The sequence below is a fragment of the Methylorubrum populi genome, assembly GCF_002355515.1.
GTDB classification, from domain to species: Bacteria; Pseudomonadota; Alphaproteobacteria; order Rhizobiales; family Beijerinckiaceae; genus Methylobacterium; species Methylobacterium populi_A.
The window spans coordinates 2,974,976-2,997,081 of record NZ_AP014809.1 but is presented as its reverse complement, the minus strand read 5'-3'; the positions used below and the strand labels follow the sequence as shown (position 1 = coordinate 2,997,081).

21 protein-coding genes and 3 pseudogenes are annotated in these 22,106 nt (G+C 71.2%); 12 read left to right on the top strand and 12 right to left on the bottom strand.

The features are described 5' to 3' along the window. Positions 1–36: 36 nt before the first annotated feature. Positions 37–318 (bottom strand): annotated as a pseudogene (locus tag MPPM_RS13710) (EAL domain-containing protein); the annotation flags it as partial. Between the two features lie 64 nt (positions 319–382). Between MPPM_RS13710 and MPPM_RS13705 the strand changes: the two are divergent. Beyond that, a complete protein-coding gene (locus tag MPPM_RS13705) occupies positions 383–1,615 on the top strand; it encodes an RNA-guided endonuclease InsQ/TnpB family protein (protein ID WP_063110974.1) in 1,233 nt (410 codons plus the stop codon). Between the two features lie 18 nt (positions 1,616–1,633). On the opposite strand, the gene MPPM_RS13700 is transcribed toward MPPM_RS13705, so the two are convergent. From MPPM_RS13700 to MPPM_RS13690, 3 genes are read right to left on the bottom strand one after another with little or no spacing between them, the layout of a single operon-like run. Continuing rightward, the gene (locus tag MPPM_RS13700; RefSeq protein ID WP_244573572.1) at positions 1,634–2,659 is read right to left on the bottom strand and encodes a putative bifunctional diguanylate cyclase/phosphodiesterase; all 1,026 of its coding nucleotides are present in this window, start codon (positions 2,657–2,659) and stop codon (positions 1,634–1,636) included. Then, a complete protein-coding gene (locus MPPM_RS13695) occupies positions 2,656–3,090 on the bottom strand; it encodes a PAS domain-containing protein (RefSeq protein WP_063110976.1) in 435 nt (144 codons plus the stop codon). Before MPPM_RS13695 ends, MPPM_RS13700 begins: the two co-directional genes overlap by 4 nt. Beyond that, entirely contained in the window at positions 3,081–3,950 is an 870-nt protein-coding gene (locus MPPM_RS13690; RefSeq protein ID WP_162296268.1) for a GAF domain-containing protein, read from the bottom strand. The genes MPPM_RS13695 and MPPM_RS13690 overlap by 10 nt, the downstream gene beginning before the upstream one ends. Positions 3,951–4,688: 738 nt before the next feature. Here MPPM_RS13690 and MPPM_RS13685 point away from each other — a divergent pair. The 10 genes and pseudogenes from MPPM_RS13685 to MPPM_RS13650 form a co-directional block, all read left to right on the top strand. Further along, on the top strand, positions 4,689–5,189 hold the full coding sequence (locus MPPM_RS13685; RefSeq protein ID WP_063110978.1) for a hypothetical protein: 501 nt from the start codon (positions 4,689–4,691) through the stop codon (positions 5,187–5,189). 538 nt (positions 5,190–5,727) lie between these two features. Next, positions 5,728–5,901, top strand: a complete 174-nt coding sequence (locus MPPM_RS28025) for a hypothetical protein (protein ID WP_157914192.1) — start codon at positions 5,728–5,730, stop codon at positions 5,899–5,901. Between the two features lie 100 nt (positions 5,902–6,001). Next, a complete protein-coding gene (locus tag MPPM_RS13680) occupies positions 6,002–6,736 on the top strand; it encodes a hypothetical protein (protein ID WP_063110979.1) in 735 nt (244 codons plus the stop codon). Positions 6,737–7,973: 1,237 nt separating this feature from the next. Beyond that, the gene (locus MPPM_RS13675; protein ID WP_157914191.1) at positions 7,974–9,227 is read left to right on the top strand and encodes a hypothetical protein; all 1,254 of its coding nucleotides are present in this window, start codon (positions 7,974–7,976) and stop codon (positions 9,225–9,227) included. A gap of 19 nt (positions 9,228–9,246) precedes the next feature. Next, a pseudogene (locus MPPM_RS29355) lies at positions 9,247–9,477 on the top strand (RNA-guided endonuclease TnpB family protein); the annotation flags it as partial. 46 nt (positions 9,478–9,523) lie between these two features. Next, positions 9,524–9,859, top strand: a complete 336-nt coding sequence (locus MPPM_RS29350; RefSeq protein WP_096485522.1) for a zinc ribbon domain-containing protein — start codon at positions 9,524–9,526, stop codon at positions 9,857–9,859. Beyond that, a complete protein-coding gene (locus tag MPPM_RS13665; protein ID WP_063110981.1) occupies positions 9,780–10,301 on the top strand; it encodes a hypothetical protein in 522 nt (173 codons plus the stop codon). The genes MPPM_RS29350 and MPPM_RS13665 overlap by 80 nt, the downstream gene beginning before the upstream one ends. A 475-nt stretch (positions 10,302–10,776) precedes the next feature. Further along, entirely contained in the window at positions 10,777–12,222 is a 1,446-nt protein-coding gene (gene dgt, locus MPPM_RS13660) for a dGTP triphosphohydrolase (RefSeq protein WP_063110982.1), read from the top strand. Then, positions 12,215–13,060: a nucleotidyltransferase family protein gene (locus tag MPPM_RS13655; protein WP_063110983.1), complete on the top strand. Its 846-nt coding sequence runs from the start codon at positions 12,215–12,217 to the stop codon at positions 13,058–13,060. The genes dgt and MPPM_RS13655 overlap by 8 nt, the downstream gene beginning before the upstream one ends. Before the next feature lie 397 nt (positions 13,061–13,457). After that, positions 13,458–13,802: pseudogene (locus tag MPPM_RS13650) on the top strand (NAD(P)/FAD-dependent oxidoreductase); the annotation flags it as partial. Between the two features lie 210 nt (positions 13,803–14,012). Here the strand turns inward: MPPM_RS13650 and MPPM_RS13645 are convergent. The 3 genes from MPPM_RS13645 to MPPM_RS13635 are packed head-to-tail and all read right to left on the bottom strand — an operon-like array spanning position 14,013 to position 16,983. Next, positions 14,013–15,791 carry an ABC-three component system protein gene (locus tag MPPM_RS13645; protein ID WP_157914190.1) on the bottom strand — a complete coding sequence of 593 codons (1,779 nt, stop codon included), beginning with the start codon at positions 15,789–15,791 and terminating at the stop codon, positions 14,013–14,015. After that, positions 15,788–16,042: an ABC-three component system middle component 6 gene (locus tag MPPM_RS13640; RefSeq protein ID WP_063110985.1), complete on the bottom strand. Its 255-nt coding sequence runs from the start codon at positions 16,040–16,042 to the stop codon at positions 15,788–15,790. Before MPPM_RS13640 ends, MPPM_RS13645 begins: the two co-directional genes overlap by 4 nt. Continuing rightward, positions 16,039–16,983, bottom strand: coding sequence for an ABC-three component system protein (locus MPPM_RS13635; protein WP_063110986.1), 945 nt, complete (start codon positions 16,981–16,983; stop codon positions 16,039–16,041). Before MPPM_RS13635 ends, MPPM_RS13640 begins: the two co-directional genes overlap by 4 nt. Before the next feature lie 376 nt (positions 16,984–17,359). On the opposite strand from MPPM_RS13635, the gene MPPM_RS28020 reads away from it, so the two are divergent. Then, positions 17,360–17,551 (top strand): hypothetical protein, encoded by a 192-nt coding sequence (locus MPPM_RS28020; protein WP_157914189.1) that lies wholly within the window; start codon positions 17,360–17,362, stop codon positions 17,549–17,551. A gap of 59 nt (positions 17,552–17,610) precedes the next feature. Here MPPM_RS28020 and MPPM_RS13625 read toward each other — a convergent pair whose 3' ends face one another. From MPPM_RS13625 to chrA, 5 genes are read right to left on the bottom strand one after another with little or no spacing between them, the layout of a single operon-like run. After that, entirely contained in the window at positions 17,611–18,654 is a 1,044-nt protein-coding gene (locus tag MPPM_RS13625; RefSeq protein WP_096485520.1) for a Cj0069 family protein, read from the bottom strand. A 5-nt stretch (positions 18,655–18,659) separates the two neighbouring features. Continuing rightward, positions 18,660–19,622, bottom strand: a complete 963-nt coding sequence (locus MPPM_RS13620; protein WP_063110989.1) for a DUF1259 domain-containing protein — start codon at positions 19,620–19,622, stop codon at positions 18,660–18,662. A 41-nt stretch (positions 19,623–19,663) separates the two neighbouring features. Next, the gene (locus tag MPPM_RS13615) at positions 19,664–20,056 is read right to left on the bottom strand and encodes a hypothetical protein (RefSeq protein WP_063110990.1); all 393 of its coding nucleotides are present in this window, start codon (positions 20,054–20,056) and stop codon (positions 19,664–19,666) included. Continuing rightward, positions 20,053–20,670 carry a hypothetical protein gene (locus tag MPPM_RS13610; protein WP_244573307.1) on the bottom strand — a complete coding sequence of 206 codons (618 nt, stop codon included), beginning with the start codon at positions 20,668–20,670 and terminating at the stop codon, positions 20,053–20,055. The genes MPPM_RS13615 and MPPM_RS13610 overlap by 4 nt, the downstream gene beginning before the upstream one ends. A 26-nt stretch (positions 20,671–20,696) precedes the next feature. Further along, positions 20,697–22,106, bottom strand: a complete 1,410-nt coding sequence (gene chrA, locus MPPM_RS13605; protein ID WP_096485519.1) for a chromate efflux transporter — start codon at positions 22,104–22,106, stop codon at positions 20,697–20,699.

Below are 22,106 nucleotides of genomic sequence, written 5' to 3'. Positions count from 1 at the left end.
TGTGCCGCTCGCCGCGGCCCGAAGGGGCTGCCCGGGTCATGCGGCCCTCGTTCCGGCCCCCCGGCGCAGGAACGCGGCGGCCTCGGCCGCGGGCGCGGGCTTGCCGAACAGGTAGCCCTGCGCCTCGCCGCAGCCGGACAGCCGCAGCGCCCCGAGCTGCCGCTCCGTCTCGACGCCCTCGGCCGTGACCGCGGCGCCGAGGGAGGCCCCCAGGCCGGCGATGGCCCCAACGATGGCCGCCGTGCCCGGCTCGTCCACCGCCTCGACGAAGGAGCGGTCGATCTTGATCCGGTCGAGCGGGAATTTCCGGTTCTTCGTCGTTTGGGATTGATCAACCTTCGGTCGGGGTTGACCTGTTCACACCTCGTTCTACCCTGGTCGCGTGATCCTGACCTACCAGCAGAAGCTCAGGCCTACCGCCGCCCAGCACCGCCTCCTCGCCGAGGCGCTGGAGCGCCAGCGCCTGCTCTACAACGCCGCCCTGCAGGAGCGCCGCGACGCCTGGCGGCTCGGGCGCAAGGCCATCACCCGCTTCGACCAGCAGAAGAGCCTCACCGTCATCCGCACCGACGACCCGAAGGGCCACGGCGCCGATCCGGTCACCATGGGCCGCTGGACGCTCAAGCGCGTCGAGGACGGCTTCACCGGATTCTTCGGACGGGTGAAGCGGGGGCTGAAGCCCGGCTTCCCGCGGTTCAAGCCCGCCTCGCGCTGGAGCACCTTCGGCCTGCTGGAGGCCACCGGCCTGCGACACGAGGGTGACCGCATCCGGCTCAAGGGCTTCGGCCGGCCGATCCGCCTCAACCACGACCGGGCGCTTCCGTCCGACGCCAAGATCCTGGGCGTGACGTTCACGCGCAAGGGCCGGCACTGGTACGTGGGCTTCACCATCGAGACGACCGAGGTCGTGGCGGCCACGCCGCCGCTCGGCGAGGCGGTGGGCGGCGACCTGGGCGTGGAGGCGCTGCTGACGCTGTCCACCGGCGAGCGTCTCCCGAACGTCCGTCCCGCCTCTCGCCGCCAGCGCGAGATCCGCGTCTCCCGCCGGGCCCTTGCCCGATGCCGCAAGGGCTCGAACCGGCGAAGAAAGGTCAAGGCGCGACTGGCGCGGCAGCTTCGCGCCGTAGCCAACACTCGCGACCAGCATCTCCACCGCGTCTCGGCGCGGCTGACGCGCGAGCACCCGCTCGTCGTGCTGGAGGACCTGCGCATCCGGAACATGACCCGCTCGGCGGTCGGCACGGTCGATGAGCCGGGAGCGAACGTCTCTCAGAAGAGGGGAATGAACAGGTCCATCCTGGATGCGGGATGGGGCAAGCTCGTGCAGTTCGTCCGCTACAAGGCCGAGAGAGCCGGTGGCGAGTTGATCTGCGTCGACGCTAGGGCGACGTCGCAGGAGTGCCGGCAGTGCGGGGCGGTGGCGGCGAAGCCGCTGTCCCTGCGCCGGCACGTCTGCCCGTGCGGGCTGGACGAGCATCGGGACGTGAATTCGGCCGGGGTGATCCGCGACCGAGGTCTCGCGGTCAAGGCCGCGAGCGAGGGGGGTCAGCCCCTCGGGGACGCCAACGTGGGCCGTCGGGCCGTGCGTCGTCCCGGGACGCTCCTCGCCGCCTGAGGGCGGCGCTGGAGAAGGTCAGATGGGGCCAGCAACCCCAAATGACGAATGACCGAACTTCCGCAGGTAGCTCAGCGAGGAATACCCCGTGCCGAAGTCGTCGAGCGCCACGCGCACGCCGAGGCCTCGCAACGCGTGCAGGCAGGGCAGGACCGGTGGGCTGTCCCGCAGGAGCGCGGTCTCGGTGATCTCCAACTCCAGGCGACCCGCGGCCAACGTCGCGACGACGCCCTCGACCAGGCCGGGCCGCATCAGCTGGACGGCCGAGACGTTGACGGCCAGGCGTACGTCCCCCGGCCACCGGACCGCGTCTTCGCAGGCCTTGCGGAGCACCCAGTCGCCGACCGGCACGATAAGCCCGGTTTCCTCGGCCACCGGTATGAAGGCGTCCGGGGGGACGCGGCCTCGGGTCGGGTGCGTCCAGCGGATCAGCGCCTCGAACCCGGCGACCGCGAACGAGCGCGTGTCCACCACGGGTTGGTAGTGCAGCTCGAACTGGTCCCGCGCGAGCGCGCCGCGCAGGTCGAGCTCCTGCCGCTGCCGGCCGCTGGCGGCCTCGCCCATCGCGGGGGTATAGAACCGGTACCCGTCACGGCCCGAATCCTTGGCCGCGTAGAGCGCGAGATCGGCGTTCTTGAACAGCGTGTCGCCGTCCCGGCCATGCTCCGGCGCGAGCGCGATCCCGATGCTGGTCCCGACCGTGATCTCGTGCCCCTCGATGCGGAACGGCGCGTGCAGGGCCCCGACCAGGCGTGCGGCCACGGCGGCGGCCTGCGCCGGGTGGGCGACGGGCGCGGTCAGGACGGCGAACTCGTCCCCGCCGAGCCGCGCCAGGATGTCCTGCTTCCGCAGGCGGCCGCGCATCCGGGCGGCGACGCCCCGCAGCAGCGCGTCGCCGGCCGGTTGGCCGAGCGTGTCGTTCACCGCCTTGAAGCGGTCGAGGTCCAGGCAGAGCACCGCGCACGTCGCGCCCTGGTGACCGACCTCCGCCAGCCGTCGGTTGAGGCACTCGCGGAAGCGGGCCCGGTTCGCGAGGCCGGTCAGGGGGTCGTGGTGGGCATCTGGGCCTCGGCCCGCTTGCGCGCGGTGATGTCCGTGTAGGTGCGCACCATCCCGCCGCCGTCGAGCGGCACCGTGCGGATCTCAAGGACGGTTCCCTCCGGGCGCTCCCGCTCGTGGATCCGGCTGTCGGCCTCCCTTCCTTGCGCGGGTCCCGGAGGACGCGGCGCGTCAGCCAGCTCCGCCGTCTCGCCGCGGGCGACCTGGTGGCGCCGCACCGCCTCGGAACTCGGCTCGCCGCGCAGCAGCTCCGCCGGCAGGTCAAGAAGCTCCAGCGCGCGCCGGTTGTGCACGCGGACGCGCCGTGCCGCGTCCACCATGAGAAGGCCCTGGTCCATGTGCTCCAAGGTCGCGCGGAGCAGCGCCGAGGTCGCGCGCAAGTCTTCCTCGACCCGGACGAGGTCGGTCACGTCCATGCAGACACCGAAGAGGCCGACGACCTCGCCCGTGGCGTCGCGCTCGGCGACCGCGTGGGCCAGCGCGACACGGACTCGCCTTCCGTGCGGATGAAGCGCGGCCGATGCTCGTAGTCCTCACCCCCCATGGCGGTCCGCTCAAGGCGGACGCGCACGTCCTCGCGGTCCTCGGGATGGAACGTGTCGAGCACCGCCTGCTTGGTCGGCGCCCCGGCCTCGGGGGGACGGCCGAAGATGGGGTACATCCCGTCCGACCACGTGATGCGCTCGTCGGGGAACGCGATGCGCCAATGGCCGACCTTGGCCCAGCGCTCCGCCATGCCGAGGTCGCGGTTGGCCCGGCGCAGCTCGTTCTCGCGCGCCTGCAAGGCGACTTCCGTCTCCTGCAAGCGCAGGTGCGAGACGGCGAGTGCGGCGAAGTCGCGGAGCCGGCGCCTCCCCCCGTCGTCCAGCGCCCGCGGTTGCGTGTCGATCAGGCAGAGGGTGCCGAGCCGCACGCCGTGCCTGAGGCTGAGGGGCGCGCCGGCGTAGAACCGGATGCCGGGCGCCCCGGTGACGAGCGGGTTGCGCGCGAAGCGCCGGTCCAGCCCGGCATCCTCGACCACGAGGATCTCGTCCGACCGGATGGCGTGGTTGCAAAAGGCGGCATCCCGGGGCGTGCTGACCGCGAAGGTGCCGACGCCCGCCACGAACCACTGCCGTTCTGCGTCGACGAGGGAGACGGCCACGGTCGGCGTGCCGAGCAGCTCGGCGGCGAGGCGGCAGAGGGCGTCGAGATCGGGGTCGGGCGGCGAGCCGAGGATGCCGAGGCTGCGCAGGGCCGTCAGGCGTTCGGCCTCGTGATCGGCAGGCGGGATCATGCGCGCGTCCACTGCCCGGCCGTTCCGAGCGGCCGTCATCGGGAGGGGCGGCTCGCTGCGCCGCCGTTCGGACGAACGTATCGAGGTGAACCGTTAAGGCATGCCTACGGGGCGTTCCGAGGTCGGCATCCCGGCGCGACCGTCCGCTGCACTGGCCCTGGGCCGGTCGCCGGCACGCCGCGCGCGGGCCGGGGCGCACCCCTGGCCCGGCCTCGCTTGTAGGCATCGCGAGGCGCGACTTGCGGGAGCCGCGGCCGGGCCCGCGCGGCTCCGGCCCGCCGGCGAGCCTTGCGGTTGCGCCGACGGTGCGGGTCCGCAGGATCTCTCGGCGTCGGACGAGGATCGGCGCGGCATGGCCATGGGTGGCCCGTGCCATGGCCATGCCGGAATAACCGGCGCCGTTTCTCCCGTTCGACCAGGTGTCGCCAACGGCGGAGGGCATCGCGGAAGCCCCGCCCCCGGCGCCTGGCCCTGGACTTCGGCGGCCCTGCCCCGGAGACCGGGAAAGTGTCGGCCCCGGGATCCGTCCGGGCAGTGCGGCGAGCCGCGGCCGGGGCAGTCCGATGGGGGACAGGCACCGGGCGAAAGGCTTTCTTAACCTTACCGGCGTTCCCCGGGCGGCCATGGCCAGAAATGCTTGCCGTCGGCCGCCAGGTGCCGTAGGTATGGCCACGGCCATGGAAGCCCTGGCCGGTAGCTTCGTCCGGGGCTGCTGCGCTGCGGGCAAGGGGAGCTCACATGTTCAACGACCTTCGCTCCGCGGTCAGGCGCATCGAGGAGGAGATCGAGAAGCTCGTCGAGGAGCAGAACAGGTCCCTGCGCGCCACCGCGTCGCGGCTGGCGCTCCTCTACCTCCAGAAGGAGCGCATGGAGGAGCTTCTGGCAAAGGCGGAGACCGAGACCGTCCCGATGCCCCTGCCCGCGGCGCCGGCATCCCCGCCCCCGCCAGGGAGGCCCGAGCGCGCGGGAGCGTCCTCCGTGGTCCTCGGTCGCGCGGCCACGGTCATCGTGGAGGCGCTGGAGCGGGCCGGCGAGGCCGGCCTGTCCGGAACCGAGCTGAACGATGCCGTCCGAGACGCCCAGATGAGCAAGGACGCGTCCGAGAAGGCGAAAACGCGTTTGAAGCGCCTCGGCCTGGTCCGCCACGACGAGCTCGCTCGCCGATGGTACCCGCTGCCCCGGGCGGAAGTAGGCGCAAGACGACGGCGGTCGGAGACATCAGGGCCGGCGGGTGCCTGAACCTTAACCAACCCGGCAAAGTCAGTCCAGGCAACCTACACCGCGGGTGTAAAAACTTGCCGGAACATGGTACCATTCGCCATGGATGATGGAGGCGCGCATGGCGGCCGATCACCGCAAGCAGGCCTGGACCCGTTGCCCGAACGCTCCGTCGGCTGACCGCCCGGTCAGGCAGGGGCGCGCTCGCGGCCCGCCCTTGGTTCGGGCCGACCCGGGACACCAGGTCTCGGACGGGCAAAAAGAAACGCGCGGCCCATGGGCCGCGCGCTTTACCCTGAACTCGCCTCTCAGTGTCGCAGCTGCCGCGAGTGTCAGGCATCCCGCACCCTAGGGTTCGGGATCGGCCAGCCAAGGCCAACGGGTTCCTCCGGGAGGCTGCCAGGCCCCTCGGATCGACAGTCGTACCCTAGCCGCACCTGCGCGCCTGCGCAAGCGTCTCGTTGCGCCCGTCCTGGATCCCGTTGGCGACCATCGCCGAGGACCCGCCGCCCTCACGGCAGGCGGGCCCGGTCCCTTCGCCTGCGAGAGGACAAGACCCATGGACGACCTGGATTTCGGTGGCCTCACCGGCGCCGACGACGACCCCGTCTCCGCCGCCTTCCTCGACCCCGACTTCGACCGGTGGGACGGCGACGTCGCGCGTGCCCTGGGCCGCCGGGCCGCCGACTTCGACGGGCGGGGCCCCTCCGACGCCGACGACGCCGACCGCTGAGCGTCCGCACCGCGGTGCGCTCCCCTCCCTCGGCCCCGGCCGGGGGAGCCCCCTGTCCAGCGACGGGCCGCCCCTGCGGCCGTCATGCCGGAGTTCCCCGATGAAGATCCGTGACCAGGAAACGACCACCTCCTCCCCTTCCCTCGACGATGCCGCCCGGGCAGCATCGTGCCGCCAGGTGCCGCCGGACGCGCACGGCCGGTGCGTGCCCGTGAGCGCCCCCTCCCCGCGTGCGCTGGCGTGCGTAGGCATCAGCCAGGCAGCCCTCGCCGTTCGCGTCGCGGACCTCGGCCTCGATGTCGTCCACATGACGCTGGCCCGCGACGAGAGCACGGGCCTGGTCGTCGCCGCGGCCCTCGACGCGGCGCGGCGCCGGCCGGTCGATGTCCTCGGGCTGTTCGGTGACGGCTCGGGCACGGCAGGCGGGCTCGGTGCCGTCTGGCCGTGCCTTGGCGTGCCGGAAGTCATCGTGGTGGACCACGCCGTCGGGTACCATGACACGGGCTTCCACGAGGCCGCGTGGCGGATGGGGATCCAGGTCCTGCACCGGCCCGCACGTGCACTGCCGGGACAAGCGCACCTCAACGCCCTGTTGGGCCGGTCCGGTTCCTGTCGCGACGGTCAGGGGCGAAGCGCCGTCACCATGGCGGCGCTCGTCGGCGCGGTGCATGCCTGGATCGCCGCCTGCTACACGTCCCCGCGCGGTCGTGACGTGGACGCGGTGCGGACCGCGCCGCCCGCCGTCCCGCCGGGAGCGTCACGGGCTCACGCCTGGACGTTGCGGGGCAAGGCCGGCCGGAACCTGGTTGGCCGGATGGCGGCCGGCCGTCGCTAGGCCCGGCGGGGCCCTGGGCCCGCCGGCGCCCGTCGGGCCCGAGCGTCCGACCCGGAGAGCCAAGCGCCCCCGATTCAGGGGCCGGTGTCCCTGCTCCGCGGCCCCCGGATACGGGGCCGCGGCATGCCCTCGCCTCGGGGCGCCGGCCGTCGGGGGCAGGCCGCTCGCATGACGCAACCGGCGAGCTGCCTGAAGGCGTCAATGTCGAGAAAACCAGGGCCGTGAGAAGGCGTGCACGAGCGTCGCCCTCCTCGTGGCAGCGATGCACCGCCCGCCACCGGCGCGACCGCGGCCCCGCCGGGCCCGTCCCAGCCCCCGGCCGGTCGATGATGCGAAACGCCCGGCGCCTCGTCTGCTCGTCGAGATGCACGTGCCCGCCTCGGGCGGCCCGGGCACGGGTCACGGTCCGTGACCTGGGCGCCCTCGCCGAGCCATGACACCTCCGCCAGGCGGGGTACGGGTCCGGTCAACATCGGTCGCGGCTCGGGCCCCTCCGACCAAGTCGGCGCGAGCCGGCCCGCGCAATCCGCCACCCAGCCTCCGGCCCAGGTTCCCTCCCCGCTTACGCCGCGGGCCCGGAAGGACCCGCCGGCTTCCGCTCGCCCGACAAGGAGGAGGCGCGGGCCGGTGGCCGACCGGTGCGTGCTTCGGAGGGCCAGCTGGCCGACGAACCCGCCGGGCGCCGCGCCATGCTCGACCGTGGGCTCCCCCCCAAGCAGAGCCCCGATACAGGTCGCGGGTTCCGGGCGGCCGTGAGACACGCGGAGGGTTCAGACCCCGGTCGACTCCCGGTCCACGTCACCGCCCTCCCCGAGCTTCGCCGGACTGGGGCTGGGCCTGAGAGCTGCGCAATCCTGTGGCTGCCCGGGCCAGGTCTGGCTTGGCACGCGCCTCTCCCCTCGCGGACTCCTGGCCGAAGATCGGGGTGGCAGGTCGCAGCTTGTCCCTTTCACGACCGCCCGGACGATCAACGCGTGCTCCCGGGCGGAGCAGCACTCTGTCGATTCGGGCCGGCGCCACTCGCGAGCGGCGGTCCCGGCGGGCCCCGCTGGGGTGCCCGATCCCCGGCGGCGCGGCTCCGTCCCAACCCTCCGGTGCTCGCATGTCTCCTTCCGGCCACGTCCCGTATGCCTCGAACGCGCCCGACGCTTCTGCCGCCGGCATGCCCTCCGTCCCGGAAGGGGAAATCCGGCGGGCGATGCGGGCCATCGTCGCGGTTTGTCCGCCCGAATCGGGCATGATCCTGAACGTGTTGCTGGACAACCTTCTCACCGCCAGCCGAGCGGGAGGCATCCTGCGGTCCAAGCTGCACGGTCTGGATGTCGGGTTGCGCAAGCACCTCAGGCAAACGTGGCTCGACGGGATCGTCGTGCCGCTCGCGAGGACGCGCAACCCACTCCATCGCGCCGCCTTCTCCGCACTGCCGCAACTGCGGGACCCACGGGACGTCTCCGGCCTCCTCGCGGCGGTGAGACAGATCGCGGGCGAGGTCCCGGAGCACACCACGGCGCGGGAGCACCTCGACGGCGCCGTCCGCTTCCTGGAAGCGCTCCCGATCCTGATGCGCGCGGTCGAGGCCCTCGAAGCCCGGACCTTCGCCCAGGGTGCGGGCCGCTCGCGAGCGGTCGGGTACAATTCGGGCGCACGCGACGACACGCGTGCCCGTCAGGTGCGGTCGGCCGCCCATGAGTTCCGCAAAGCGGCGAGGAAGGCGCTCGCGCCCCTCGTGCTGCGCCTGGCGGACGCCGTCTTCGAGGCGGAGCTCGGAGCGGTCCGGAGCGCCGCGTTCGCCCGAGCCGCGCCGGTCCTGCGGTCACCCCCGGTCGGCGGTCCGAGGAAGCGGGGCTTGGCGGGGCCACCCTGGCGCCGTCGCCTGCTCGACGGGCTGCAGGGCGATATCTGGGGCGGCTTCGGAGCGGCGCTGGAAACCGTGCTGCGGCGCCATCCCGGGCTGGAGGTCACGGAGGTCGCCGTCGACCGCAGCGGCGACCTGTGCGGGCGGGCTCGGGCGGTCCTGACGCGGCACGGGGTCCGGTTTGCGGTCGCCACCTGCTTCGACCTTCAGGTCGGCTCGATGCGGCACAGGGCGGAGGATCTCGTCGGACCGGGCCACCGGGTCGACCAGCCCGCCTGGGCCGAGGTGGACGCGTGTCTCGACGCCCATGTTCCGCCGGAACTCGACACCGCCTCCTTCCGCCTGATGCGCCGCATCCTGCAACGGGACGGTGGCGACGGCTTCGTGCTCGATGCCTATGCGGAGGACCAGCTCGTGATCGCCTGCCGCGCCGGTGGCCGGCTTCCGGAAGAATTCTCGGACTGGCTCGTCGAGACCGCAGACGCGTTGGGGGTGACCCTGAGGTTCGCCGCGGACGACGGTGGCCCACCGGTTGCCGAACTGGCGCGCGTCGGCTTCGCGTGGGCGGAGGGAAAGGAGCGGTTCTTCATGACGCGGTCGGCCGTGCCCGACCCGGGAACCGGCCCCCTGCCCTGAGCGGCGTGGTGCCACCACCACGCTCGCGCTCTCGACCGGCCAGCGAACGACGCTGTCCGAGAGCCTGGGGCGGATCGAGGCGCGGAAGCGGAAGGCGCAGAAGGTCGTTTCGCGTCGCAAGCGCGGCTCGAACCGACGCCGCCGGGCCCAAGTTCGCGTCGCGCGCCTGCAGGCGCGGCAGGCCCGCATCCGGCGCGACTTCCACCATCGCGAGGCCCTGGGCGTCGCCCGCCGCTTCGGCGTCGGCTGAGGAGCCGGGCCGCAACGTCCGGCAGAAGGCAGGGCTGAACGGCGCCATGCTGAACGCGCGCTGGCATCAGTTCGCGACGATCCTGAGCTACAAGATTGAGGAGAGAGGCGGTCAGGTCGCGACCGTTCCGGCTCGGTTCACGAGCCGGACATGCGCCGCGTGCAGCGTCGTGGATGCGAGGAGCCGCGGGAGCCAAGCGCGCTGTCGACTGGAAGGGACCTCGCGGTTCCCGAAAATCCCCGTCGTCCACGGCGGGGGAGATGTTAAGGTGTTGTCGAGCTTAGATGCCAGGGGGAGCCGACATGGTGATCGTCAGGATGCCGGGTGGCGATGTCGAGTCTATCGCTCCGGACGAGCTGCTCTGGATGCGGCAGGCCTTTGACCACGAGTTCAAGGATGCGGTGATGCTCCGCATCACGGGTGACCGGATCTATTCCGTGGAAACGGTGGCGTCCCTTGCCGCGAAGTTCGCCGCAGCCGGGGCCGCCATGGCTCGGCTGACCCCTCCCGAGGGCGCCATCGAGATGATGGTCAGCGCCGAACGCGTCCGCGAGGTCGAGCCGCCGAGCCCCGCCATCCACCACGAGGGTGCCGGATCGGTCCTCAAGTTCGGTCCCAAGCTGATGCTCGCCGTGCGTGAGAGCGAGGCCGAGGCGAAGTCCATCCTGGCTGAGGCGGTCAAGGGTCGGCCGCCGGCACCTGCGGCATTGGCGGCGGCGGCTCTGGGAGGCGCCATCGTCGGTGCTGCGGTCGCCGTAGCTGTGACGGCGCCGGGCGCGGAAGGCCCGGATCCCGAGGCACAGGAACGCCCGGGACCAGCGTGAGGGCCACGGCGGCTCGCCCGGCCCGCTCGTGCCCCCTCGCCCGGCCCGCCATGTGCCGCCGGGGCGGGGGCCGCTGTATCCGCGCGCCGGGAGTGACCGCCGGCGGGCCACAGCTGGCGATGCAAGCGACGCGCGACCGCGCGCCGCTTCCGGTACGGGACGGCCCAGGGCTTTGAGCAGGGCACGCCGGTCGGGCAGATCTCCGGCATGAGCCGCCCCTCCGGGTTCGGTGGGGACGGGGCGAGGCAGGGACCTCCGGATGGGCCGGCCAACACCGATTTCGTTCTCTCTATGTTCCAATCTTGGAGCGCCTGCCCTAGTGTCTTGCTGGCGCGAGCGGCACCGTCCCGAACGGAATCCGTGGACAACCGCGGGATCCTGGCGTGACGCGTCGGAGGGCCGGAACGTAGACCGGGGCGCACGGTGTTGTGGGTGGGCGATGGACCGGGCGTCCTCGCCGCAACGGGATCGAAGGATGGCCGATCAACTCGACTGGAGACGCCTCCTCAACGCGCAGCGGCGCAAGGGAAAGGCCGCGGGCAGAGCCTACACGGCGCGGCTGGGCGAGGACCGGACCGAGCACGAACGTGACCACGACCGTATCCTGTTCTCGACCCCGGTGCGGCGCCTCCAGGACAAGACGCAGGTCTTCCCGTTGGAACGCAACGACAGCGTCCGCACCCGGCTAACCCACAGCCACGAGGTGGCGAACATGGCGCGGAGCATGGGAACCACCCTCGCCTTCGTGCACGGCGGGGCGCTGGGTTTCCCCGGGGAGGTCGAGCCCCTGCGCAACGTGCCCGCCCTCCTGGAGGCCATCGGGCTCGCCCACGACCTCGGCAATCCGCCGTTCGGACATCAGGGCGAGACCGCGATCCAAACCTGGGTGAAGCGGCACTCCGCGCCGCGCCAGGATGACCCGGCCTCGTTCGACATCTTCGACGCGCCGGACCTGAGCGAGCCGATGCGCCGTGATTTCCTGAAATTCGAGGGCAACGCGCAGGCGTTCAGGCTGCTGACGCGATTGCAGATCCTGAACGACGACTTCGGCCTGAACATGACCTATGCCTTCCTGGCGGCCCTGATGAAGTATCCCGTGCCGTCGGACGCGGTCGACAAGACCTCCCAGGCAAGGAAGAAGTTCAACTTCTTCCAGTCGGAGGCCGAGATCGCCGCCGAGGTCTGGGCCGAGACCGGCTTGCGAGAGGGCGTCCGCCATCCCCTGACCTTCGTGATGGAGGCTTGCGACGACATCGCCTACTCGGTGGTGGACGTCGAGGACGCGGCCAAGAAGAAGCTGATCAACTTCAACGTGCTCATGGCTTGGCTGCGTCACGACGCGTGCGACGACGAGTTGACGCTCGACGTCTGCGAGCGGGCCGAGCGCAGCCACGCCGAGTTCCGGGACGCGGGATTGTCGCCCGGGGAACTCGACGACATCTCGATGCAGATGTTCCGCGTGGACGCCATCGGGAAGATGGTGCGGGCCGCGGTTGGGGCGTTCGTGGCGAACCGGGATGCCATCATGGCCGGCGCGTTCGACAGGGAGCTGATGGCGGCCTCCGAGGCGGTCGTGCTGTGGACCTCGTTGAAGCGCTTCGCCAAGTTTCACGTCTACCGCCACCGCAGCGTCCTCGAAGTCGAGCTCGACGGGCACCGGACCGTTCACGAGCTCATGGACATGTTCTGGAAGGCCATCATCGAGCGCAAGGATCCGGACGACCTGCGCTCCGACCGCGAGGCGTTGCCGGCCTACGTGTATTCCCGGATCTCGGAGAACTACCGGCGCGTGGCCGAGTCGCCCGGGAACGCGATGCCGATGCGCTACCGCGAACTGCAGCTCGTCACCGACATGATCTCGGGTATGACCGACACGTTCGCGGTGTCCCTGCGCGACGACTTGAGGCGGCACCATGGCTGACCTTGGCTCCCCCGTCCGCGACGGCGCTGAGCTGTGCCGGCGGATGCAGGCGTTCCTGGCGGACGAGGCTCGCGGGGGCCCCGAGATCGCGGATCTGATCGGCCATCTCGGGCAGGTGGGCGAGGTTGCGATCTTCGGCGGCATGGCCCGGGATATCGCCCGGGGCGGGGCTGCGGCCTTCGCATCGGACGTGGACCTGGTCGTGCACGCGCCGCCGGAGCGCTTGGCGGAGCTGATGCGGGACGGCGCGGCCGTTCGGAACCGCTTCGGCGGCTACCGCATCGCCGGGCGCCGCCACTCGTACGACGTCTGGGCCCTACCCTCCACCTGGGCGGTCCAGTCCGGGCACGTGCAGGCCGCCCACCTGACCGACCTGGTGCACACCACCTTCTTCGACTGCGACGCCGTGCTTTACCTGTGCGGCTCCCGCCGGGTTCACCACGGACCGCGTTTCACCGCCTGGCTGCGCGACGCCATCGTCGACACCAACCTGGAGGAGAACCCGAACCCGCACGGGGTCGTGGCCCGCGCGTTACGGATCCTCCTCGAACATCGGCAGGCCGTCGGGCCCGGCTTGGAGAGGTATCTCCGCAGGATGGCCAAGGGGCACGCGGGCTGCCTCGATGGGGACCTCGCATCACGCCTGTCACGCATCCTCGCAGGCCTGCGCCCGCTGCCCGACGGCCTGGGAGCCACGGCCGCCGCGCGGCACCCGGGTGCGGGTGGTGAGGCGCCCGGGCGGGGCGAGCGGGATTGGGCGAACCGGCATGGCCGCCCCGACCGTTCCCATGTTCCGTGGCCGGCGCCGGGGCGGTTGAGGTGTCCCGGATCATCCTGATCCGGCCCGCGTGCTCCCGCGTTAGAGGCTGATGCGCCTCGCGAGTTGCCGGGCCCTATCCATGGAACCGGCCTTGCGCTGAGGTGGACGCCGCCACCCCTGGTCGCCGGACCGAGGTCCAGCGTCAATCGCCCCATGGCAGCGCGCGGCGGGCCGCAAGGCATGGTGGCCGCGTGCGAGCATGGCCGTGTGGCCAGGGCGCGAGCCGGCCACGGCCCACCGAGGCGCGGGCGCGTTTCCCGGACCGGAACGAGACCTTCTCTGAACCAGGGGAGCCCCGGATGCGTGTGTATTCGAATGCACCCGCTGCGAACGACGACCTTCCGACGGCTGCCCTGGAAGCTGCAGCGTAGAGCACCTTCAAGGCATCCCCGTCTCCCCCAACTCCAAGTTCGCCATGACCACGCACAAGACGAAGGTCCTCATCATCGGGGCCGGGCCGGCCGGCTACACCGCGGGCATCTACGCCGCGCGCGCCAACATGAAGCCCATCCTCGTCACTGGCATCCAGCCCGGCGGCCAACTGACCATCACCACGGACGTCGAGAACTACCCGGGCTTCGCGACGGCGGTCCAAGGACCCGACCTGATGGAGCAGATGCGGGCCCAGGCCGAGCACGTCGGCACGCAGATCATCCTCGACACCATCGTGTCGGTCGATCTGTCGAAGCGGCCCTTCGTGGCGCAGGGCGACGGCGGCGACACACGCGGCGGCACTCCGGCGGTCAATCGGTCGGGTGCTTGGCCGTGCGTTTCATGATGAAGGTTCCCTAGGGGAAGAGACGTGATCGCCTGGTCGGAGGTGGCTGGCAAGCGGCGAGCCGACCCGGTCCACAGATCCTACGCCGGGTCGCGGACGTTCCCGGGGGGCCCGGGCCAGCGCACCGTCACGGCCTCGCGAACGGTCGCAGGCCGACGTCGCGGAGGGTTGCGTCCGAGGCGCCGACCCTGCTCACTTGAGCTCGAAGCGGATGCCGAACAGGCCTCCTCCCTCGTCGTCGGACAGGCGCGGGTCCAGGATGTCATCCGCGATCTCGACGTCCAGTCCGAGCAACGGGAGGGTCTCGGAGTTCAGGGTGACGATGTACTGCCCCCCGAGGTCGCCGATGACGGACTTGCCGAGGAGCAGGGCCGAGCGGACCTGCCGCGGATCGACGCCGTCGAAGAGGTGGCTGTCGTGGACGAGGAAGCCGGGGCCGCCGGCGAAGCGCTCCCGCGCAGCCTGATAGAGCATCAGGTCGAAGCAGAAGATCTCCATGTGGTCGATGCCGCCGCGGTTGCCGTCACCCTGGATGGTGATGCGGAACTCCGGTCCCTTGCTCGTCGCGTCGACGATCAAGTTGCCCCGGCGGTCGTCGTAGAGGCCCGAGATCGCGGCATCGATGCGCCGCATGGCGGTTCGGAGGACGCCCTCGCGCTGCCGGTGGTCGGCCTGAAGCCGCTCGTGGAGGGTCAGGCGCTCGATCTGCGCCTGGTTCTTCTTGCCCTCCAGGATCTCCGCGTTGCGCAGCTTCTCCCGGAGCAGGGTCGCCTGCATCTCCAGGGTGGCGAGTTCCTCGCCCATCCTGGTGAAGTCGTCGAGCGCGCCCTTCCCGGCCAGGACCTGCATGATCTGCGATTGCCGGCCGTCGAGGGCCTCCATCTCGGCTTCGAGCGCCGCGATCCTGGCATGCGTCTCCGCGACCTGCTCGGCCAGGTGCGCCTTGCGGTTCTCGACCACCGAGAGCTGGAACGACTTGACGTCGTCGAACCGCCGCAGGACGACGCCGGGCAGCTCGACGCCCGCCGACTTGTAGATCCGCTCCAGCACCGCGTATTCCGGCGGGCGCTCGACCTCGGAGACGCGCTGCAGGTGCTCGATGGTCTGCCGCGCCTGCACGAGCTCGTGCCCGATGGCCTTGATGCGACGGCGCGCGTCGGCGGCCTCGCGGGCGAAGGTGCGGTACTCCTCCAGCACCTCGAAGTTCGCCGTCTGCTCGCGCAGGCGGGCCATCCTGTCCTCGATCCGGTTGAGCTCCGGCCGGATCTCGGCCACGGACCCGAACATCCGGCCGAAAGCGCCCTCGCGGATGGCCTTCTTCAGCTCGCGCAGGCTCGCCTCGCGAAGCCGGAGCTCCTCGATGTCGCGCGGCACGCGCCAGTCGAGGCCGATGAGGTACGAGAGGTTGATCTGCCAGTCGCTGGGCTGCTGCTTGTCGCCCTGACGCTCGGGCGACTGGAAGCCGCCGACCTTGTTGCGCCGGACGAAGTAGCTGACCATCGAGCGAAAGCTCGGGCTGAACGAAGCGCCGAGCTCGGTGCCCTTGGGATCGTTCGGGAGCCCGAACCAATGGTGGCCGAGGAGCTCGCGCCACCTCTTGACCGGCAGGTACGGCCGGTTGGCCTTCTTGTCGTGGGACAGGTCGACGCCGAGGAGGGCGGCGTCGTCCGGGTCGAGCAGGATCTGGTTCGCGTTGTCCCCCCGACGGGACACCGACACCTCGTGGACGCCTAGCCGGAACGTGCCGTGAAAGGCGTAGGCCGACAGCTCAGGGACCTGGAACATGGAGCCCTTGCCGGCATCCGAGCCCAGCAGGAAATGGATGACCTCGATGGCGCTGGTCTTCCCCGCGCTGTTGCGGGTCTGCCTCTCGGTCGAGTCCTCCGTCCGGTCCGCCACGAGGACGTTGAGGCCCTCGTGGAAGGCGAGCGCCTTGAAGCTCGGAAGGTCGCTGGAGATGCCGAGGATCATCGCGGCCCACCGCACGGGGCGATGAGCCCCCCCTCGACGAGCTCGATGGCGGAAACCGCATTCAGGAAGCAGAGCGCCAGGACGAACCAGTCGAACGACAGGGGCGAGGCGTCCGGTCGCCGGGCGCGGGCCGCGCGGACCGCGTCCCACACGGCGGAGACGCTGCTTGGGCCGTCGAGCACGGCCAGGACGTCGGCCCCGACGCCGATCAGCGCCCTGTCGTGGCGCAGGTGCTTGGCCGGCAGGATCACGCGGCCACCTCTATGGGCGGCCGGTCCCTGAAGACCGTGCAGGCGGTGAAGAGGTAGGCCAGGAGGCTCCACGCGGCGACGTCGCGCTCCTGGGTCGGGTTCCCGGTCCCGACGATGCCGTCGTACAGCCCGAGCATGACCTCGTTGGAGGTGAGGTCCTGCAGGTCGAGGTCCTTGTAGCGGCGGCGGAACTCGTTCGCGAGGGTGATGCCCAGGAGCGGGTTCGGGTCGTTGACGATGTGCGCCCGGACGATGTCCGCGTTCGTCTGCCCCATCGCGATCTTGCGGGCCACGGCCCCGGTAATGGCGTTGTAGCGCAGCTTGTCCCGGGGCACCGGCGCGGGCTCGTCGTCCTCCGGCAGGTCGTCCGAGGTGGCCTTCACGACGGCATGCAGGACGGCCACGACCTCGGGCGGCTGAAGGTTCTCGAAATCGGCCAGCGTCGCGGCACGCCCGATGAGGCGGACGACATCCGGCTCCTCAAGCGAGAAGATCACCTTCTTGAAGCTCATCTTCCCGAAGAGGTGCAGCTGGTGCTGCGGATTCGCCGACCGCAGCTCCTCGATCTTGGCCAGGGGTTCGGCGGTGGGACCGTCCACGAAGTTGTGGACCATGTGCCAGCGGGTCATCCGCTTCCAATGGCGCGCCGCCCCCCGGTAGTCGGTCTCCATCTTCTTCGTGAGGGTCTTGTTGACCGCCTTGCGGTTCTCGCCGCCCTTCGCCGCCCCGTAGCACTGGAAGACCTCGGCCGTGGTGTGCAGGAACCCGTCGCACTTGCGGTCGCCGGCGCGTCCGGAGGCGGCCACGCGCTCGAACTCCTCGCCGTGACGCATCTCCATCATCGTCGCGAAGAAGTTCTCGAATTCCTCACCGTGGGTCCGGTAGAGCTTCAGTTCGAGAGCGTCGTGCCAGTCGCCTTGCTTGTCTGCGGGGATGGGCATGTGCCGGTGCTGCTTCTGGCTGGTGAATCGGGCGAACGCACAGGAGGAAGCTTAGCAGCGCATCGAGCAACCGACACCAAGCACGGCGCCGTCGGTAACAGGCAAGGCGGCCCTCGGTTCGCGGGTCGGATCGCAGGCACAAGCAGGATGCAGGGCCTCGTACGCGAAGCGTCGCAACCTGCCTACGCCGCCCAACGCGCCAACGGTCGCAGGGCAAGGCACCTGACGCTGCCCGCCATCGAAGCATCGCCGCTGAATGGAAGTTGCGCGGCGGCCTCAGAACCGGTTCAACGTCGCACCCGCAGCGTGGGCTATCTCCATCGAGAAGGGTCCTCCCATGAAGCTCCGCATCGCAGGTCTAGTCGCCGCCGCCGTCGTGCTACTCCCCGGCGCCGCGTCCGCGCAGTGGTACGAGCGCGGGCCGCGCCACCACCACCATCACGACGGTCACCATGGCTACGGTCATGGCTACGGCCACCGCCACGGCTACGAGCGGCACCACCGTTATGGCTACGACCGGCCCGTCCCCTTCGACCGGGACCACCACCATCACCACCACGGGTACTGAGGGCATCGGTGAGGCCAGGACGCCCGCCGCTTGCCCGAACGGGCGTTGAGCGGGCGTCGTCAGGCACGCTCCGGCGGGTAGGCGCGGGCTTCAGTCAACCGTCGCAGCGTCGTCGCGGCGAGGGCGCCGTGCGCCTCGTCGGGGATGGGGTACACCGAGCTCGCGTTGATCTCGCAGAGCACGTAGGTGTCCTCGCCGGCGGCATCCTTCGGCCCGAGCAGGAAGTCGGCGTCCCAGACGACCGGCAGGTCGTCCAGCCCCAACCCGAGCCGTGACGCCATCTCGGGTATCCACTTCGCTTCCATCAGGCCGCGCAGGCGCTGGAAGCGTTCGTCCTCCGGCCCCGAGTAGAGGCGCGGCGGCGCGCGCCCGTGCTCGGGCGGAGCCAGCGCGGTCACGTGCTGGGCACCGAATCCCGCGACACGCGTGCCGCTCACGTAGCAGCGGATCATTCCCTCCAGGTGCCGAGACTGGAACGGTTGATCGACAAGGGTGCCTCCAACCGCGAAGTCGGCGGCGCGCTCGGCCAGGAACACGTCGAGTGGCACGGTGCGCAGGCTCCTGTCGCGCGCCTCCTGCACCAGGACGTCCGGTCCAGCGGCGCGCTCGACCTTCCAGACGCCGATGCCGCCGTTGCCGCGGCTGCGCTTCAACACCCGCGGCCCCTCTGCCACCCGCCCAGGAAATTCCGACGCGAGCGCCGCGTGGCTCGCGTAGAGGTGGGTGTCCGTCCCCCAGCCCATATCCCGCGTCCGGACCAGCACCTCCTTCGTGCCCATCCGGTCGATGACGTCCGGGTGGCCACTGACGAGGATGCCGGCCGCGGCCACTTCCCGCAGCACCGCGTCCAGGGCTCCGCGGCCATCGCCGGTGTCCTCCGCAACCGGGTTCACCCAGACCAGCACCGCGTCCATCGCCATGAGCTGGGCCCTTAGGACGTCGGCCTCCCCGTCGACCCAGACGGCGGGCTCGCCGGCGAGGCGATGCCGGTCCAGGGCGGCGAACACCGCCGCGAACCGGCTGCTCTCCGGGCGTGCCTCGGCGCGGGCCCGCGCATCGCCCCGCCAGACCATCGCGACCTTGAGGGGAGAGGAGCCGGACATCGGCGTCAGCCCTTCGCGACCTTCACCTGGTCGAGGGCGTCCCGCAGACCCTTGGCCAGCTTGCCCGCGTCGTCGTTCGCCCAGAAGTGCATGAAGAACAGCCGCGGCTCGTCGTCGAGCATGTGGTTGTGCAGGGCCGTGACCTCGATGCCGTTGCCCCTCAGCGCCTTGATCACCGGGTTCACCTCGTCGGCGGTCAGCACGAAGTCGCCGGTGATGGCCGCCTTACCGCCGCCGGTCGGCTGGAAGTTGATGGCGATGGCCGAGCCCATGGCCTCGGGCACCTCCATGCCGTGGTCCTTCGGCGTCTCCGCACGCGGCACGCTGACGGCATAGACGCCGCCGTTGACCTTGCCCTTGCGCCCGAGCGCCGCGTCGATGGCCGCCGTATCGAGGTCGAGCGCCTGATCGGGTGCCGTCGCCTTCGCCGGCACGGGCCCTTCCCCTGCCGAGGCGGGTTCCGCGCCGCTCGCCTTCGGAGGCGTAGCCCCCGCCGTCGCACCGCCGAACGGGGTCTTGCTCGCGCCGAGGGCCTCGCGAAGCGTGGTCGCGAGCTTGCCCGCATCCCCGTGCCCGCCGACGTGCATGTACATGGTGTGCGGCGTGTTGCGCAGCAGGTGATTGTGCAGGGCCGTGATCTCCAGCCCCCCCTCGACCAGCCGCCTCATCACCGGGTTGACCTCGTCGTCGGTGAGCACGAGGTCGCCCATGACCATGACTTCGTCGCCGCTGCCATGCTTCACGAAAGCAAGCCAGGAGCCGAGGGCGAAGGACGGCCTCAACTGCACGCCGTCGAGGGTGACGTTGAGGTCGGTCCGCGGCAGGCCGACGCGGTAGACCCCGCCCGGCATCGCGGTGCCGGGCTTGCCGAGCCCGGTGGCGATTGCGTCCTGCCAGGGCTCCGCGGCGGACGCTCCGGTGGCGAGGGCCAGGAGGCCGAGGCCGGCGAGGAAGGCGAGCTTGCTCATGGTCGTCTCCGTTGGGCCCGAGGCCCGGGATGATGGTGCCGCTACCTGCGCGCTTGCGGCGTCTGGAGGATGCCCTCGTCGGGCAGGCCGCCCTCGCGCCGAAGCTCGACGCGCTGGCCCGAGCTCCAGACCTGAAGGCAGCGACGCCCGTCGGGGCCGCCGTCGAGGCAAAGCTCGTCGTCACGGACGTGCCAAGTGCCCGTGCCGCGGGTGCCGAGGGAGACCGAGGTCAGGCGCCCGGCCTTCCCGAACACGTAGGCCCAGTGGACCTCGTCCGTGAGTTCCTTGCCCGTGAGCCGGGCCGTGATCTCGGCGCCGGTGAGACGGCGGAACGGCTCGCCGGCCTCCACGCCCCCCATGATCGATAGTCCGATGGACATCGCGAGACAGACCGGGATTGCGCCGCGCCTGGCGCGGATTGAGGCGATGGTCATGGCGGCGGCTCCACGTTCAAGGCGTCGAAGCGCGTGACGCTGTCGGCCTTGGTCCAGAGCGCGACCTTGCCGGGGGCCGTGATCGCGGCATCGGTCGCCGTGAAGAGCTCCCGGCCGTCGAACGAGACCGTGAACCGGTCCCCCCGCGCCTCCAGCCGGAGCGCATGCCAAGTGCCGGCGCTCACCGGTAGGTCGGCACCGGCCAACTGCTCGCGCTGGCCGCCGACGACCTTGTAGAAGCGCACGTTGCCCTCAAGGGCGTTCGCGCGGACGAGGTAGTAGTTGTCCGGGTCGCGCAGCCGGATCGCGAGACCTCCGGCTTGATCGACCTCGCCCGCCACCGGCTTGATCCGCGTCCAGACCGCCACGTCCGCCGGGGCCGCCGCTCGACGGATCAGGAGCGGGAAGCGCCCGTCGGTCCTATCCTGGCTCGACTGGGCAACGGCCCGCCCGCCGGCCGCCTCCGCGTCGGAGACGACTTCCCAGCGGCCGGGCTCCCCCGGACCAGTCTGTCCCGCCTCGAACTCCACGGGGATGGTGCCGAGCGGGGCGTCGGCATAGCCGATGGCGCCCGCCCAGGCCGCTGTCGAGCCGAGGTAAGTCAGCAGCGCCAACAGCGCGAGAACTGGCTTCGGCCTGATCACACCAGCCCCGCGAAGTGGAGGACGACGCCGGCGGCGGCGCAAGCTGCCAGCGTCGGGACCATGCCGACCTTGAACCGGAACACCGCCAGCACCGCCGCGGCAGCCAGGGTGAGCGCCCAAGGACTGAGGCTCGCCGGAATGGGCACGTCGAACCGGAGCGGCCCAGCCGAGAACGGCCGCGTCTCGGCGAAGATGGTGTGCAGGGCGAACCAGACGGCGAGGTTCAGGATCACCCCCACCACAGCGGCGGTGATGGCCGACAGGGCGCCGGCGAGCGCCCGGTTGCCGCGCAGGCGCTCGACGTACGGCGCGCCGACGAAGATCCAGAGGAAGCACGGCGCGAAGGTGACCCAGGTGGTGAGCAGACCCCCCAGGGTCCCCGCCAGCAAGGGGTGCATCGAGCCCGGCGCGCGGTAGGCCGCCAGGAATCCTACGAACTGCGTGACCATGATGAGCGGACCAGGCGTCGTCTCGGCCATGCCGAGGCCGTCCAGCATCTCGCCAGGCCGGAGCCAGCCGTAGTGCTCCACCGCCTGCTGGGCGACGTAGGACAGCACCGCGTAGGCGCCGCCGAAGGTCACCATCGCCATTTTCGAGAAGAACACCGCGACCTGGGCGAAGACGTCGTCAGGCCCGGCGACGAGGAGGATTGCGGCGACCGGCACCAGCCAGATGGCGCCCCAGACGAGCAGCATCCGCAGTGTGTGCCCGGCTGCCGCCCGTTCCCGAGGGAGTTCGTGGTCGTCGAGCAGGAACGGACCGTCCACGACCTTACCAGCGCCGCCGTGGCCGCCTGCCTTGAACTGCGGCAGCCCGGCCCGGCCGCCGAGGTAGCCGATCACGCCGGCCGTCAGCACGATCACCGGGAAGGGCACGTCGAGGAAGAAGATGCCCACGAACGCGACCGCCGCGAGCCCGACCATGACGGGGCCCTTGAGCGCCCGCTTGCCGATGCGGATCACCGCCTGGAGCACGATGGCGAGCACCGCCGCCTTCAGCCCGAAGAACAGGCCGGCGACGAGGCCGACGTTGCCGTAGAGCGCGTAGACCCAGCTCAAGCCCATGATGGCGGCGACGCCCGGCAGGACGAACAGCCCGCCCGCGACGAGACCCCCGCGGGTGCCGTGCATCAGCCAGCCCACGTAGGTGGCGAGCTGCTGCGCCTCCGGCCCCGGCAGCAGGGTGCAGAAGTTCAGGGCGTGCAGGAAGCGGTTCTCGGAGATCCAGCGCTTCTCCTCGACGAGGACGCGGTGCATGACCGCGATCTGCCCGGCCGGGCCGCCGAAGGAGAGCGCAGCGATGCGCGTCCAGACCGGTACGGCCTCGGCCAGGGTCACGGGCGGCGGCGCTCCCGGGGCGGCCGCACCGGGAGCCGGCGCCGTCTGGATGCCTGCGGTCGCGGCCAT